This window comes from Streptomyces sp. NPDC017246 (assembly GCF_044331325.1).
Taxonomy (GTDB): domain Bacteria; phylum Actinomycetota; class Actinomycetes; order Streptomycetales; family Streptomycetaceae; genus Streptomyces.
On record NZ_JBIRMW010000013.1, the window covers coordinates 144,910 to 159,867 of the forward strand.

Sequence of the window (14,958 nt, forward strand, 5' to 3'; positions counted from 1 at the left end):
CGAAACCCGTGGCCCGTGTCAGGAACCGTTCTCGGGCGTTGGCACTCATGATCCATGGGTACGGGGGCCAGGCCCGACCTTCGGGTTTCCCGTGCCCCGCGCCGCACCATCACCGTGCGCCGTGCCGACCGTTTCGAAAGAAGTCGAGGAATCACCGTGCCCCTGTCGTCGAACCGACGCCTGGCCGTGAGCGCCACCCTGATCGCCGCGCTCGCCGCCGGCGTCGCCCCCGCCACCAACGCGTTCGCCGCCACCAGTACCCCCGTCTCCCCCACCGCCGACGCGCCGGCCACCGTTCCGGCCCCGGACATGGACGGCGTGGTCGCCGCCCTGAACTCGGCCATGGACAACGGGGCTCCGGGGGCGATGGCCCGGTTCACCGGCCCGAGCGGGGTGCGGAGCCGGACCGTGGGCGTCCAGGACCGTGTCTCGGGCGCGGCGATGGACATCCAGGCGCGTTTCCGCATCGGCAGCGTGAGCAAGACGTTCTCCACGGTCGTGCTCCTCCAGCTGGTGGAGGAGGGCAGGCTGGAACTCGACAAGCCGGTGAACACGTACCTCCCCGGCCTGCTCCCCGACGACCGCATCACGGTCCGTCACCTGCTGACCCACCGCAGCGGGTTGGCTGATTACACCAACGCGATGTTCGCCAACACCGTGCCGGGCTTCGAGGCCGTGCGGAACCGGGTGTTCAGCTACCAGGAGCTCGTGGACCTCTCCCTCAGCGAGCCGCGGACCACCGAGCCCGGCGTGTCCTACAAGTACTCGAACGCCAACTTCGTGGTGGTCGGGATGCTGATCGAGAAGGCGACGGGCCGGTCCGTGGCCGACGCGTACGAGCGCCGGATCTTCGAGCCGCTGCACCTGCACAAGACCTCGTACGTGCACCCCGACACCCTGATCAAGGGCCTGCACGTGCGCGGCTACCTGCACCCCGACGAGGCCGGCGGCGCGCTGGTGGACTCCACGGAGCAGACCGTGTCGTGGGCCCAGTCCGCCGGGGCCGTCATCTCCAACCCCGCCGACCTGAACACCTTCACCAGCGCCCTGATGCGGGGCCGGCTGCTGTCCCCGGCGATGATGGAGGCCATGACGACGGTCACGCCCACGGACACCACCAACACCCGGTTCTACGGGCTCGGTCTGCGCCGCTACGACCTGTCGTGCGGAACGCAGGTGTACGGCCACACCGGCACCGTCCAGGGTTTCTACACGTACACCTTCTCGACCCGTGACGGCCGGCGCAGCCTCTCCGCCATGGCGAACACCTCGAACCACGGCGCCGCGAACACGGCGCTCGGCGGGACGCTGGAGGCGGCGTTCTGCGGCAAGAAGCCGGTGCCCGCGGCGTCCGCGCGCACCGCCTCCCCGTCCGCGGACCGTGACCTCACGTCGCTGCCGGCGGAGCGGGACCTGCCCGAGCGGTACTGAGCGGTCCCCTGAGGGGGACGCTCCCGGGGCTCAGGCCTCGTACTCGGTGAGGTCGATCGCCCAGACCCGCAGGGGGACGTCGTGGACCGGGTGGTTCGTCTCGCGCTCCTCGGACATGCCGAGCTTGCCGATGACGTTCTCGGAGGCCTGGTTGCTGATGTGGGTGATGGCGACGACCTTGTCGAGACCGCGGTCCTGGAGTGCGAACTCCAGGACCGCGTGGGCGGCCTCGGAGGCGTAACCCTGGCCCCAGAAGGGCCTCCCGAGGCGCCAGCCGATCTCCACGTCCGGCATCACCTCGGGCAGGAACTCCGGCAGGGAGAGGCCGGCGAAGCCGATCAGCTCGCCCGAGGCGATGAGCTCCACGGCGAAGATCCCGAAGCCCTCCTCGTCCCACTCCTCCTCGTACCGCTCGATGTCCTCGGCGGTCTGGTCCAGGTCCCGGACCGAGCCGTCGTCGATCCATCGCATGACCTCGGGGTCGGCGTTGATCTCGGCCAGCGGGACAAGGTCGTCGTCGCTCCAGCGCCGGAGGATGAGACGGGGGGTACGAATTTCGGTCATGCCCCCATCCTGACGCACGGAGCGACCACTCCACGCCACCCCCTCCCGCAGCTCAGACGGGGAGCGATGCCACCACCGCTTCGGTGGTCAACGGTAGTAGCCCTCGACCACGGCGCGTACCTCGTCGAGCAGTGCGGGGCCCTCCTGAGGCACGGGCGGCAGTCCACCGGCGGGGCGGATGTCCAGGAGCTGTTCGTCGGAGAGTGCGAACACCACGCGGCGGAGGCCCGCTCGCCGGATGACCGCCTCGCACATTCCGCACGGCTGGCAGCTGGTGTACATCGTCGTCTCGGCCGCCGTGGCGGGCTCCAGCTCCCGAGCCGCCCACCGGGCGAGCTTGAGTTCCGGGTGTGCGGTGATGTCCTGCTCGGTGAGGGTCGTGTTGCACTCCTCCGCCAGCACCGTTCCGTCCGGCGCGGCGAGCAGGGAACCGAACGGCGGGTTGCCGCTCTCGCGCGCGGTGGCCGCGAGGGCGATGGCCCGCCGGAGGAGGGCGTGGTCGTCGGAGGTGTCAGGGGTGGCGGGGGTCGAAGCTGTGCTCATGACGGATCCGTTCGGGTGCGGGGCGGGTCGAGGAGTGCGGCCACGGAGGCGAGGGCCTGCCAGGCGGCCTGCGGGTGGTGCGTCTCGCGGGGATCGCCGCCGTAGGGGTCGAGGACGACGGCCTCGGCTCCGAGCGACCGCAGCTGTGCGAGGTCGTCCATGATCTGCTCGATGGTGCCCTCCCCCGCGAGCCGGTCGGCCCCGACGACCGGCGCTTCGGTCGGCCTGAGAGCGATCCGGGGTGCGAAGCCGGGCACGGGGAGTCCCTGTTCCTCCGCGTACGCGGTCAGTCGTCCGGCGGCTTCGCGCAGCCACGGCATGGTGCAGCGCAGCGGATGCCAGGCGTCGCCGAGCCGGACGGCGCGGCGCAGTCCCGCGTCGCTGTTGCCGCCGACCCACACCGGAATGCTCCGGTCTCCGTAGGCGGCGGTGTCCGCCCAGGCCTCTCTCACGGCCCGCAGGTGCTCGTCGGTGAGGCGTCCTCGGCGTTCGAAGGGGATGCCGAGCGCGGCGAACTCCTCCCGTGCCCAGCCCACCCCGACACCGAGGACCAGCCGGCCGCCGCTCAGCTCGTCCAGGTTGGCCGCCATCCGGGCGGTCAGCAGGGGGTGGCGGTAGGGGGCGATGAGGACCGTGGTGCCGAGCTGGACCCGGGTGGTGAGGCCGGCGAGCCAGGACAGGGTGGTGAACGGCTCGTAGAAGGGGGCGGGATACCGCTCGGCGACATCGGGGGTGATGGCGATGTGGTCCGAGAGCATGAGCAGGTCGAAGCCCAGGCCCTCCACGGTCCGCGCCCAGCTCCGCAGCACTCCGGGGTCGGTGCCGGGGCCGAAATTGAGGATGTTGACTCCGATCTTCACAGCGCCAAGGCTAGCCATGCGCGACGGGCTTCCAGAAGGGACTCCCGCCTGTTCAGAGGCCGTTGGCCCGTGGATTCGCCGGTAATCTGACCGGATGACCGAGAGTCTTGATGCGACGGACTGGGCGATCCTCACGGAGGTCCAGCGGGACGGCCGGATCGCGTACACGGAGTTGGCGCGGCGGGTGAATCTGAGTGCCTCGGCGACGAAGGAGCGGGTGCGGCGCCTTGAGGAGGCCGAGGTCATCACGGGGTACCGGGCGGAGGTGGATCTGGAGCGGACCGGGTATCCGGTGCTCGCCGTCGTGCGGCTGAAGTACCCGGGGACGCGGCACGAGCCGCTGCATCGGCTCCTCGCGGAGCGCTCGGAGATCCTGGAGTGCCTGCGGACCACGGGGGACGACTGTTACGTGCTGAAGGTGGCGGCGACGTCGATGGGGCATCTGGAGGAGCTCGTCGACGCGCTGGCCCAGTTCGGGAGCACGACCACCAGTCTCGTCTTCAGCCGGACGCTGCCCCTGCGGGGCCCGCGGGAGCCGGGGTCACCCACGCGGCCCGGTGGGTGACCTTCCGGTCCGGACTACATCCCCTGGGGGGTGTGGGTGAGGTCGGTGGGATCGGTGTTGGCACCGCAGAGGACGACGCAGACCGTCTCGCCCGGCGCCGGGCGGTAGCCACCCGTCGTCGTACCGGCGGGGTCCGTCGTGCCGTGCGGATCCGGTGGCGTGAGGGCGGCCAGAGCGGTGGCGGCCGCGTGCTCGACGGCGAGGCGGTGGTCGTCCCAGAGGGCCCGGCGGGCGCGGACGATCTCCGCGTCGGCGACGAGGGTGGTGCGGACGCCGTCCTGTCGGGCGACGGCCAGGGCGGTGGCCGAGACACGGCGGGCGCCGAGCGAGTCGGCGGCGACGGAGTCGACGGTCACGTCGACGGGGTGTCCGGCGCGGAGGGCCGCGTCGAGGGCGCGGCAGTTCTCGGGTTCGACGGCGACGGTCCGGATGCCGTGGTGCAGGGCGGCGGTGGCGACGCCGGCGAAGAGTCCGCCCCCGCCGACGGCGACGACGACGGTGTCGAGGTCCGGGATCCTGTCGTGGATCTCGTCCATCAGGGTGCCCGCTCCGGCGGCGATCAGGGGATGGTCGTACGCGTGGGAGGCGAGCGCGCCGGTGTCGGCGGCGAAGGCCTCGCAGGCGGCGAGCGCCTCGGCGTACTCCGTGCCGACGAGCCGGACGTCGGCGCCGTAGCCGGCGAGTTTGTCGACCTTCACCTTCGGGGCGGTGGTCGGCAGGAACACCGTGGCGCGGACCCCCTGCCGGAGGGCGGCCCAGGCACAGGCCAGGCCCGCGTTTCCGCCGGAGGCGATCGTGACACCCGCGGCGGGGAGGGTCCCTTCCTCGCGGTGGGCGAGCAGGAAGTTCTGCGCACCGCGGGCCTTGAAGGATCCGGTGTGCTGCATGTGCTCCAGGGCGAGGTGGAGTGCGTACGGCCGGTCACGGGGGTCGGCGGGCGCGACCGTGACGGGGCGCACGTGGCCGCCGATCCGGTCGGCGGCGGTCTTGATGTCGGCGTGGGCGAGGGGGTTGTGCACGGGGGGCTCCTGCCGCGGGTGGGGCTCGCGCGGGTCCGAGGGGAACGGAACGGTCATGCCGTCGATCCTCTCAGGACAGGTCTCCCCCACCCGTGGTCCGGGGACGGCACCGCCCCGGAGGCGCCGGCTGCCTCCGGGGCGGTGCTGTTGCCCGGGGGCTACTGGACGATGCGCAGGAGGCGGTTCGGGGAGCCGCTGCCCGGGGTCGTCACCTTGCCGGTCGTGGCGCCGTTGACGAGGGCCGTGGCGACCTGGGCCGGGGTCGCGGAGGGGTGGCCGGCGAGGTAGATCGCGGCGGCGCCGGCGACGTGCGGGGTGGCCATCGACGTGCCGGAGATGGTGCTGGTGGCCGTGTCGCTCGTGTTCCAGCCCGCGGTGATCGACACGCCGGGGGCGAAGAGGTCGAGGACCGAACCGAAGTTGGACCAGCTGGCCTTGGCGTCGGTGTTGCCGGTGGCGCCGACGGTGATCGCCGCCGGGACGCGGGCGGGCGACGTGGAGGAGGCGTTGACCCCGGAGTTTCCGGCGGCGACGGCGTAGGTGACGCCGTCGGCGATGGAGTTCTTCACCGCGTTGTCGAGTGCGGTGGACGCTCCGCCGCCGAGGGAGAGGTTGGCGACGGCCGGGGCACCGGCGGTGTGGTGGGCGGTGACCCAGTCGATGCCCGCGATGACGCCGGCGGTGGTTCCGGAGCCGTTGTTGTCGAGGACGCGGACGGCCACGATCTTCGTCGACTTGGCCACGCCGTAGGTGGTGCCCGCGATCGTGGTGGCGACGTGGGTGCCGTGCCCGTTGCCGTCCTGGGCGACCGTGTCGCCCTCGACGGCGTCGTAGCCGTTCACGGCGCGCCCGGTGAGCTGGGAGTGGCTGATCCGGACGCCGGTGTCGATCACGTACGCCGTGACGCCGCCGCCCGCGGAGTCGGGGTAGGTGTACGTGCCGGAGAGCGGCAGGTTCGCCTGGTCGATGCGGTCCAGGCCCCAGGGGGCGTTGGTCTGGGTGGCGTCGGCGCGGACGACCTGGTTCTGCTCGACGGAGGCGACGGACGGGTCGGCGGCCAGTCGGCGGGCCTCCGTCTCGTCGAGGGTGGCGGAGAAGCCGTTGACGGCGGAGCCGAAGGTCTTGCGGACGGTGCCGCCGTACCCGGATATCAGCTTCCGTCCCTTGGTGGAGGCGGCCTTGAAGCCCGCGCCCTGCTTGAGGGTGACGATGTAGCTGCCGGGTACGGCGTCGGCCGAGCCCGCCGCGAGGACGACGCCCTCGGCGGGGGCCGCCTGGGCGGGGACGGCGGCGAAGGTGCCGAGCAGGGCGGCCACGGAGGCGGCGGATGCCGTGACGGCGAGGCGGGTCCGGGTGTTCTTCGGGAGTGCCATTACGAGGGATTCCTCCTCATGGACGTCGCGCCCGGTGGGGTGGACGGCGCGACTGTGGGGGGGTGCACGTGGGGCCACGTACACGGTCGGGACCGGTGTGTCCGGTCCCGGCGTGATCAGCAGCCTGGCCGCTCTACGGGCGTAGCTCAAGGAAGTTGGGGCCTTGTCATGCATCCGCCATACGCCTGCAATCGAACCCCCGTCGAACCCCGCTGAAGTGGCCGGATCAGCTTCCGAGGTGGCCGGGAAGCGGGGCCGGGGCAACCGCGAGGGCACGGGCGAGCGCCGTGGCGAAGCCGTCCGGGTTGTCGAGCATCAGATTGTGTCCCGCACGCGGGATCTCGATCACCGGGACGCCGAAGGCCGCCACCCTCTCGGCGTCGGGGTCCGGCAGGCTCGACTCCCCCACCAGGAACGTCCGGGGCACGGCGATCGCGGCGAGGAGATCCCCCGGCTCGGGCACGCTTCCCTCGACGAGGGCGACCGCGCTGCGATGGACGGCCAGCGGGTCGGCGAGGCGCAGCCGGGCCGCGTAGTCGGCCCGTCCGACGCCGGCCAGCATCCGGGCGAACCCCTTCGCCACGAACGCCTCCTCGTCCTGGGCCGCCACCGGAGAACTGAACGCTCCCCCGCCCGCGTACAGATTGGGCTCCGCCACCACGAGTCTCGCCACCAGTTCCGGACGCGCGGCCGTCAGGTGAATCGCCACCGCGCCACCCATGGAGTGCCCGACGAGGTCGACGCCCGTCAGGCCGAGGTGGTCGAGAACGGCGGCCACCACCGCCGCCTGGGACTCCATGCGGTAGTCGAAGTCCGCGGGCCGGTCACTCAGCCCGTACCCGAGCAGGTCCACGAGCAGGGCACGGCCGCCGGCGAGGGCGGGAAGGGCCGCGACATGCGCGAAATCGGATGCCGCCGTGCACCCGAGGCCGTGGACGAAGACCCGGACGGGCCCGCCCCCCGGCAGGTCGATCCACCGGATGTACGCCTGCTGGTCCGCCAGGAACAACTCCCGCACGCCGTCCACTCTCCCCTGTGTCGCGCCACTGCCGTACCGTCAGGAGCCACCCTATGAGTCGGCACTGACAGCGCCGGTCCCGCGTCCCCGCCCCCGGGCGGGGCGTCGGATAGCGTCGGGGGGACGCGGACCGGCGGACGGCCGTGCCGGACACCATCGAAAGGACGCCCATGCCCCTCGAAGGCGAGTACGAGCCCAGCCCCGAGACGTGGGTGCGCAATCAGGTCGAGCTGTACGAGTCGTCCGGCGGCACCGAGGGCACGACCATGCGGGGCATGCCCGTCGTCCTGGTCACGAACGTCGGCGCGAAGAGCGGCAAGCTCCGCAAGACCCCGCTGATGCGGGTCGAGCACGAGGGGGCGTACGCGCTCGTCGCGTCGAACGGCGGGGCGGTGAAGCACCCCGTCTGGTACCACAATCTCGTCGCCACGCCCCTCGTCGAGGTGCGCGACGGCACGCAGGTGTGGGACATGACGGCCCGCCTGGTCACCGGCGAGGAGCGGGCGGCCTGGTGGGAGCGGGCCGTCGCGGCCTTCGCCGACTACGCGGACTACCAGCGCAAGACCGACCGGGAGATCCCGGTCTTCGTCGTCGAGCGGGCCGAGTAGGGCCTGTCCTCCGGCGGGTCGACGGGGCGCGTCCGTGCCCTCGTCAGCCCCACCCCCACCAGGACGACCGCCATCCCCGCCACCACCCGTACCGTCAGCGGCTCGTCGAGGACCAGCGCGCCGAGGGTCACGGAGACCACCGGGAGCAGGTAGCCGACCGTCGCGGCGGCGGTCGGCCCCTCCTCCGCGATCATCCGGTAGTTCAGGTGGAAGGTGAGCCCGGTGGCGAAGATCCCGAGGACGACGACCGCGAGGACGCCCGTCCAGGTGGCGGCCACCGGGCCGCCGGCCACCAGGGCGGGCGTGCCGAGTCCGGTCGCCGCGAGGAGTTGTGCGGCGGAGAGCGCCAGCGGCGCGGTGCCCCGCCCGGTGAGGTGGCGGGCCATGTACGCGAAGGCCACGGCGTAGCTCGCGGAGGCGCCGAGGAGGGCGAGGGCGCCCAGGCTCATCAGCCCCGAGCCGTGGGTCCACGGCGCGAAGATGAGCAGGACTCCCGCGAAGCCGAGCACGAGACCGGCCGCCCGGGCGGCGCGCAGCGGGCGTTCCGATCCCAGGGCGAGGCCGATGAGGAGGGACCACAGCGGCGTGGTGGCGTTCAGTACGCCCGCCACGCCGCTGTCCACGGTCTGCTCACCGATCGAGAAGAGCAGGAACGGCAGCGCGTTGCAGAAGAAGGCGGCGACGACGAGCCGCCCCCAGGTGGCCCGGTCCCGTGGCAGCCGCCGGCCCGCCCCGTACGCGAGGGCGAGGAGCACCGCCGCGCCGAGCAGGCACCGCACGAAGGTGATCTGTCCCGGGGTGAGGCCCTCGTTGAGGGAGATCTTGATCCAGAGGAAGCCCGAGCCCCAGAGCAGGGCCAGGACGCCCATGCGTATCGCCGATGTCATGTCCTCACGGTCCCGCGAGCCCATCCAACAGGACAAGCGATGAATCGTGCATCCAGCGTTAAGCTCTGCTACATGCTGGATGTGAGACGCATGCAGGTGCTCCGGGCCGTGGTCACCAGCGGCTCCGTCACCGCCGCCGCCGCGAACCTCGGTTACACCCCCTCGGCCGTGAGTCAGCAGATCGGAGTCCTGGAGAAGGAGGCCGGCATCGCGCTGCTCGAACGCTTCGGCCGGGGTGTGCGCCCGACGGCCGCGGGGCGGCTGCTCACCGAGCACGCCACCGTGATCGGCCGTCAGGTCGCCGAGGCCGAGACCGCGCTCGCCGATCTCCGGGCGGGCCGCACCGGGCAGATCTCGGTCCGCTACTTCGCCACCGCGGGCGCCGATCTCGTCGCCCCCGCCCTGGCCCGGTTCCGCACCGAGCACCCGGGCGTGCGCGTCGCTCTGAGGATCGCGGACGGCGTGCCCGACGAGGAGGCGGACCTCACCCTGGTCGTACGGCCCCGGGGCAGCGGTCCGGACTCGGCCGGCGACGGGCTCCGGCTGGTCCGGCTGCTCGACGACCCCTATCGCGCCGTGCTCCCCCGGGGGCATCGGCTGGCCGACCGCCGTAACGCCGTCGACCTGGCGGAACTCGCCGCCGAGGCGTGGGTGGGCAGCGAACGTCCCGGGCCCTGCCTCGACGCGGTCCTGGACGCCTGCGCGGCGGCCGGGTTCACCCCGGACATCGCGGTGGAGTGCGAGGAGTACGCCACCGCGCAGGGCTTCGTGGCGGCGGGCCTCGGCATCAGCCTGATCCCTCTGATGGGTCTGGGCAGCCGCCACCCGAACGTGGTCGTCCGCAAGGTCCGGGGCCCGGAGCCGGTCCGTTCGATCCACGCGGCCGTACGGACGTCCTCGCTCGCCCTGCCGGCCGTACGCGGTCTCCTCACGGCCCTTCAGGAGGTGTGAGGGCCCGGTTCGGGACCGTCGGCGGCCCGGCCCCGGACCCCGGTCAGGAAGGGGAGAGGACCGTCAGCAGGTGGGCGACCTCCCGTGCCACGGCCGCCCGCGCCGGGGTCAGATAGTGGCGGGGGTCCACGGCGGCGGGGTGTTCGGCGAGGTGGGTGCGGACAGCCCGGGTGAAGGCCTTGTTGAGGTGGGTGGAGACGTTCACCTTGGTCATGCCCGCCGCGATCGCGGCGGTGAGGTCCGTGTCCGACACACCCGAGGAACCGTGCAGCACGAGCGGTGTGTCGACGGCGGCCCGCAGGCGCGCGATGAGGTCGAAGTCGAGGACCGCGTCCCGGGTCAGCATCTGGTGGGAGCTGCCGACCGCGACCGCGAGGGCGTCGACACCGGTGGCCTCGACGAAGGCGCGGGCCTCGTCGGGGTCGGTCCGGACGCCCGGGGTGTGGGCGCCTCCCTTGCCGCCGACCTCGCCGAGTTCGGCCTCGACCCAGACGCCGTGCTGGTGGCAGTACTCCACGATCTCCCGGGTCGCGGCGACGTTCTCCGCGTAGGGGAGCTTGGAGGCGTCGAACATCACCGACCCCAGGCCGAGCCCGACGGCCTCGCGGACGAGGTCGGGGTTCTCGGCGTGGTCGAGGTGGACGGCGACGGGGGTCTTGGCGGCGCGGGCGATCGCCAGGGAGGCGAGGGCGACCGGTTCCAGGGCACCGTGGTAGCGGACGGTGTTCTCGCTGATCTGGAGGACGACGGCGCGGTCGGCGTCCTCGGCGCCGACCACGATGGCCTGGGCGTGTTCGAGCTGGAGGACGTTGAACGCCCCCACGCCGGTGCCCGCCGCGCGGGCGCGGCGGACGATCTCATCGGTCGGCGTCAACGGCATGGTCCTTCTCCGGGGGTGTGAGCGGGTGCGGGGGCGCGGGGCGGCGGTCAGGCGGGGACGTCGGTGAGGACCACCGAGCGGGTCAGGTTCCGGGGGGTGTCCGGGTTCAGGCCCTGGGCCTCGGCGACCGCCACGGCGAGGCGCTGGGCCCGGATCAGGTCCGCGAGCGGATCGAGGTCGCTCTCGGAGAGGGTGCCGCCCACCTTGCGCACCTCGTCGGCGAGTCCGGCGGGGAGGACGCCGAAGCCCCAGGTGACCCGGCCGGGTCCGGTGATGCTGATGGGGCCGTGGCGGTACTCCATCGCCGGGTACGCCTCCGTCCACGCGCCGGCCGCCTCGCGCATCTTCAGGCCGGCCTCCAGGGCGAGTCCGTAGGTCCAGCCGGAGCCGAGGAAGGTGAACTGCTCCGCCGTACGGACGCCGTCGTCCAGGGGGGAGGTGAGGGCCTGTTCGGCGTCCCGCGCGGCCTCCTCGACGGTGGCCACCCCCGCGGGCAGCGCGTCCTCGGACTCCAGGTGCGCGCGGAACAGGGCGAGGACCGTGGTGGCGAAGCGGGTCTGGACCACCGACTCCTCGTCGGCGAAGTCCAGGACGGCGACCTCGTCGGCGAGATCCATCACGGGGGTCGTCGGGTCGGCCGTGACCGCTCCGGTGGGGACCGTGCCGCGCAACCGGGACAGAACGGCGAGCACCTCGCTGGTGGTGCCGGAGCGGGTGATGGCCACGACGCGGTCGTAGCGGCGCCCGTAGGGGAACTCCGAGGCGGCGAAGGCGTCGGTCTCCCCGTGGCCGCCGGACTCGCGCAGCTCCGCGTAGGCCAGGGCCATGAACCAGGACGTGCCGCAGCCGATGACCGCGACCCGCTCGCCCCGCCGGGGCAGGGCTGAGGTGTGCTGGGACAGCGTGCGGGCAGCCTGACGCCAGGTCGTCGGCTGGGAGGCGATCTCCACGGCGGTACGGGTGGTGCTCATGCCGGTCTCCTTGCAAGAAGAGTGCACAGGAATGATGGAAGATGCTTGAAGTCGAGCCCATTCAAGCAGAAACATGCATCTGCTTTCCAGGTCCCGCACGTGTCGGTGGATAGAATCGGACGCGCGCACGAGCCCCAGGGAGGGACCCATGTCCAAGCACGAGCGGTGGAACACGCTCCTTGAACTTCTGGCCGCCTCGGGGAAGCTGGAGGTCGAGGAGGCGGCGACCGCGCTCGACGTCTCCGCCGCCACGATCCGCCGGGACCTCGACGAGCTCGCCGAGCAGCAGCTGTTGATACGGACACGGGGCGGGGCGGTCGCGCACGGCGTCTCGTACGAGCTGCCCCTGCGCTACAAGTCGACGCGGCACGCGGCGGAGAAGCGGCGGATCGCGGAGGCCGCGGCCGATCTGGTCGCACCGGGCGAGGTCGTGGGGCTGAACGGCGGCACGACGACCACGGAGGTGGCGCGCGCCCTCGCCCTGCGGTTCGCGAGCGGCAGGGCCGACACGGCGGGAACGGCCGGGACAGCGGGGACGACAGCTTCGGGGCCCGCGCTGACCGTGGTCACCAACGCGCTCAACATCGCGGGCGAGCTGGCGGTGCGTCCGCAGATCAAGATCGTCACAACCGGCGGCGTCGCCCGCCCCCAGACGTACGAACTGGTGGGCCCGCTGACGGTCGGGGTGCTCAACGAGGTCGTGCTCGACGTGGTGGTGCTGGGGGTCGACGGGGTCGACGCCGGGCTCGGCGTGATGGCCCACCAGGAGGACGAGGCGAGCATCAGCCGGCTCTTCGCGGAGCGGGCGAGCCGGGTCGTGGTGGTGACCGACTCCTCGAAGATGGGCCGCCGGGCGTTCGCACGCATCTGTGGTCTGGACCGGATCGACCTACTGGTGACCGACACCGGAATCAGCGCGGAGGCGGTCGCCCAGCTCACCGAGGCCGGGGTGAAGGTCCTCACCGTCTGATCCATCATCTTTCATTGGTCTCCTGTTGAACCAATCGGAAGACAGATTTCCCAGGCCCCCACGGCATCCTCAGGTGTTAACCCATCAATTACTGCACGGCTGTATACCTTTAAGCTCCCCTCCCCCATCATGTCTCCGACGTGCCGCCCGGGCACACCGTGACAGGAGAGGCGGAGCATGATTCCCATCAGCCGCAGAGGATTCGTCGGTATCGGCGCCGGGCTCGTGGCGGGCGCGGCGCTCCCGACGGCCCGGGCGTCCGCCGCCGCGAAGGCGGCCACCGGCACCCTCGCCGACGTCCGCCACGTGGTGATCCTCATGCAGGAGAACCGCAGCTTCGACCACTACTTCGGCACGCTGCGCGGTGTACGGGGCTTCGCCGACCGCGCGGCGGGCAATCTGCCCGGCGGCTGGGGCATGTTCAACCAGCCCAACTGGGGTGGCCGCCAGTACCCGTGGAAGCTCAGCGACACTCCGCCCGCCGGTGGCGTGGACGGGGAGACCCTCGCCCAGTGCAACGGCGACCTGCCGCACAGCTGGACCTCGCAGCACGCCGCCTGGAACAAGGGGCGCCTCGACAACTGGGTCATCGGCGTGGGCAACACCCGCACGCTCGGCCACCTCGACCGCGGGGACATCCCCTTCCACCACGCACTCGCCGACCACTACACGATCTGCGACGCGTACTTCTGCTCGACCCTGAGCGCCACGGGACCCAACCGCACCTTCCTGTGGAGCGGGAAGATCGACGGCTCCAGCAAGGACGGCGGCGAGGAGTCGGGGCTCACCTGGGAGACCTACGCCGAGGCGCTCCAGCGCGCCGGGGTGAGCTGGAAGGTCTACCAGAACGCTCAGGACAACTACGGCGACAACGGCCTCGCGTACTTCAAGAAGTTCACCGACGCGCGGCCGGGCGACCCGCTGTACGACCGCGGCATGGGCTCGGTCCCCAAGGTGACCGGATCGACACCTGACGACATCGCCGCGGCGATCCGCGCCGATGTCGTGGCGGGCACCCTGCCACAGGTGTCGTGGGTGGTCGCGAGCGAGGCGTTCTCCGAGCACCCCTACGCGCCGCCCGGGGACGGCGCGCACTTCGTCGATCTCGTCTACCGCGCGCTCGCCGCCGACGCCGAGGTGTTCGACTCGACGGTGCTCTTCCTCAACTACGACGAGAACGACGGATTCTTCGACCATGTGCCGCCGCCGGTCGCTCCCCCGGGCACGCCGGGCGAGTACCTCGACGGTGTCCCGATCGGGCTGGGCTTCCGCGTGCCCATGGTCGTCATGTCCCCTTGGACCCGGGGCGGCTGGGTGAGCTCCGAGGTCTTCGACCACACCTCCGTGCTGCGCTTCATGGAGAGCTGGACGGCGGCGCTCGGCACACCGGCCACCTGCCCCAACATCAGTGCCTGGCGGCGGAAGGTGACGGGTGATCTGACCGGCGTCTTCGACTTCGCCCACCCGGTGTACGGCGTACCCGCCGGCCTCCCCTCCACGGCGAAGGTGATCGGCCAGTCCACCTGCAAACCGCTGCCGAACCCCGCTCCACAGAACAACGCCCTGCCCGCGCAGGAGGCCGGCACCCGGCCGGCCCGGGCCGTGCCCTACCAGGTGAACGGCAACCTCGACCGCTTCGAGTTCGGGGCCGCCGGAAAGATCCTGGCCTGGTTCTCGATGACGAACCAGGGCGCGGAGGCCAAGCGGGCGGCGCACTTCTCCCTCCACCCGCACCAGCACCGCGACACGGCCGCCTGGCAGTACACGGTCGACGCGGGCGGCACGGCCACCGACTACTTCAACATCGGCACGGGGTCGGGATCGGGGAAGTACGACATCTCGATGATGGGCCCCAATCGCTTCCTGCGGCGGTTCATCGGCGACGCCTCCAAGGCGGGCAGGGCGATCGAGGTCGCGTCCCGCTTCGCCACCGAGCCGGGGACGGGCCGGACGGCCCTCTGGTTCAAGCTGAGCAACACCTCGGCCGGACCGGTGACGTTCACCATCCGCTCCAACGCCTACCGCACCGACGGCCCGTGGACGTACACCGTGCCGGCGAACTCCACCCGTGAGGACTTCTTCAACGCGGTGGCCTACAACAACGGCTGGTACGACTTCACGGTCCTGGCCGACATCGACGGCACCTGGTCGCGCCGGTACACGGGCCACATCGAGACGGGCGCCGCGAGCGTCACCGGCTGATTCGGTCCCGGGGCGGGGGGGGGGGGGGGGGGGGGCCCGCCCCCCCCCGCCCCCCCCGGGGGGGGGGCGCGGCGGGGCCCCGCCCGCGCCGGCGGGGGGACGCGGGCCGCCCCCCC

The 14,958-nt window shown here is 72.1% G+C and carries 15 protein-coding genes; 6 read left to right on the forward strand and 9 right to left on the reverse strand.

Annotated elements, in window-relative coordinates; translation table 11 throughout:
- Window positions 1-156: 156 nt before the first annotated feature.
- Window positions 157-1,431 (forward strand): serine hydrolase domain-containing protein, encoded by a 1,275-nt coding sequence (locus ACH4MY_RS27550; RefSeq protein WP_398006431.1) that lies wholly within the window; start codon window positions 157-159, stop codon window positions 1,429-1,431.
- 30 nt (window positions 1,432-1,461) lie between these two features.
- Here ACH4MY_RS27550 and ACH4MY_RS27555 read toward each other — a convergent pair whose 3' ends face one another.
- From ACH4MY_RS27555 to ACH4MY_RS27565, 3 genes are all read right to left on the reverse strand, one after another.
- Window positions 1,462-1,995 carry a GNAT family N-acetyltransferase gene (locus ACH4MY_RS27555; protein WP_398006432.1) on the reverse strand — a complete coding sequence of 178 codons (534 nt, stop codon included), beginning with the start codon at window positions 1,993-1,995 and terminating at the stop codon, window positions 1,462-1,464.
- Between the two features lie 87 nt (window positions 1,996-2,082).
- Entirely contained in the window at window positions 2,083-2,538 is a 456-nt protein-coding gene (locus tag ACH4MY_RS27560; RefSeq protein ID WP_398006433.1) for a nucleoside deaminase, read from the reverse strand.
- Complete coding sequence (locus ACH4MY_RS27565) at window positions 2,535-3,398, reverse strand: LLM class flavin-dependent oxidoreductase (RefSeq protein ID WP_398006434.1); 864 nt, start codon at window positions 3,396-3,398, stop codon at window positions 2,535-2,537. The genes ACH4MY_RS27560 and ACH4MY_RS27565 overlap by 4 nt, the downstream gene beginning before the upstream one ends.
- Before the next feature lie 94 nt (window positions 3,399-3,492).
- Between ACH4MY_RS27565 and ACH4MY_RS27570 the strand changes: the two genes are divergently transcribed.
- Complete coding sequence (locus tag ACH4MY_RS27570; protein ID WP_398006435.1) at window positions 3,493-3,963, forward strand: Lrp/AsnC family transcriptional regulator; 471 nt, start codon at window positions 3,493-3,495, stop codon at window positions 3,961-3,963.
- Between the two features lie 14 nt (window positions 3,964-3,977).
- Here the strand turns inward: ACH4MY_RS27570 and ACH4MY_RS27575 are convergent, their stop codons facing one another.
- The 3 genes from ACH4MY_RS27575 to ACH4MY_RS27585 form a co-directional block, all read right to left on the reverse strand.
- Window positions 3,978-4,982, reverse strand: coding sequence for a threonine/serine dehydratase (locus ACH4MY_RS27575; protein WP_398006520.1), 1,005 nt, complete (start codon window positions 4,980-4,982; stop codon window positions 3,978-3,980).
- A gap of 158 nt (window positions 4,983-5,140) precedes the next feature.
- Window positions 5,141-6,355, reverse strand: a complete 1,215-nt coding sequence (locus tag ACH4MY_RS27580; protein WP_398006436.1) for a S8 family peptidase — start codon at window positions 6,353-6,355, stop codon at window positions 5,141-5,143.
- Window positions 6,356-6,581: 226 nt separating this feature from the next.
- The gene (locus ACH4MY_RS27585; RefSeq protein ID WP_398006437.1) at window positions 6,582-7,373 is read right to left on the reverse strand and encodes an alpha/beta fold hydrolase; all 792 of its coding nucleotides are present in this window, start codon (window positions 7,371-7,373) and stop codon (window positions 6,582-6,584) included.
- 170 nt (window positions 7,374-7,543) lie between these two features.
- Here ACH4MY_RS27585 and ACH4MY_RS27590 point away from each other — a divergent pair, with 170 nt between their 5' ends.
- Window positions 7,544-7,981: a nitroreductase family deazaflavin-dependent oxidoreductase gene (locus tag ACH4MY_RS27590; protein WP_398006438.1), complete on the forward strand. Its 438-nt coding sequence runs from the start codon at window positions 7,544-7,546 to the stop codon at window positions 7,979-7,981.
- Here the strand turns inward: ACH4MY_RS27590 and ACH4MY_RS27595 are convergent.
- The gene (locus ACH4MY_RS27595; RefSeq protein ID WP_398006439.1) at window positions 7,924-8,868 is read right to left on the reverse strand and encodes a DMT family transporter; all 945 of its coding nucleotides are present in this window, start codon (window positions 8,866-8,868) and stop codon (window positions 7,924-7,926) included. The genes ACH4MY_RS27590 and ACH4MY_RS27595 overlap by 58 nt on opposite strands.
- Before the next feature lie 72 nt (window positions 8,869-8,940).
- Between ACH4MY_RS27595 and ACH4MY_RS27600 the strand changes: the two genes are divergently transcribed.
- On the forward strand, window positions 8,941-9,819 hold the full coding sequence (locus ACH4MY_RS27600) for a LysR family transcriptional regulator (RefSeq protein ID WP_398006440.1): 879 nt from the start codon (window positions 8,941-8,943) through the stop codon (window positions 9,817-9,819).
- A gap of 43 nt (window positions 9,820-9,862) precedes the next feature.
- Here the strand turns inward: ACH4MY_RS27600 and ACH4MY_RS27605 are convergent, their stop codons facing one another.
- Window positions 9,863-10,699 carry a ketose-bisphosphate aldolase gene (locus ACH4MY_RS27605; protein WP_398006441.1) on the reverse strand — a complete coding sequence of 279 codons (837 nt, stop codon included), beginning with the start codon at window positions 10,697-10,699 and terminating at the stop codon, window positions 9,863-9,865.
- Between the two features lie 47 nt (window positions 10,700-10,746).
- Complete coding sequence (locus ACH4MY_RS27610) at window positions 10,747-11,670, reverse strand: SIS domain-containing protein (protein ID WP_398006442.1); 924 nt, start codon at window positions 11,668-11,670, stop codon at window positions 10,747-10,749.
- Window positions 11,671-11,818: 148 nt separating this feature from the next.
- On the opposite strand from ACH4MY_RS27610, the gene ACH4MY_RS27615 reads away from it, so the two are divergent.
- Together ACH4MY_RS27615 and ACH4MY_RS27620 are read left to right on the forward strand one after the other, a co-directional pair.
- Entirely contained in the window at window positions 11,819-12,640 is an 822-nt protein-coding gene (locus ACH4MY_RS27615) for a DeoR/GlpR family DNA-binding transcription regulator (RefSeq protein WP_398006443.1), read from the forward strand.
- Window positions 12,641-12,817: 177 nt separating this feature from the next.
- Window positions 12,818-14,842 carry a phosphocholine-specific phospholipase C gene (locus tag ACH4MY_RS27620; protein WP_398006444.1) on the forward strand — a complete coding sequence of 675 codons (2,025 nt, stop codon included), beginning with the start codon at window positions 12,818-12,820 and terminating at the stop codon, window positions 14,840-14,842.
- The last annotated feature ends 116 nt before the right edge of the window (window positions 14,843-14,958 follow it).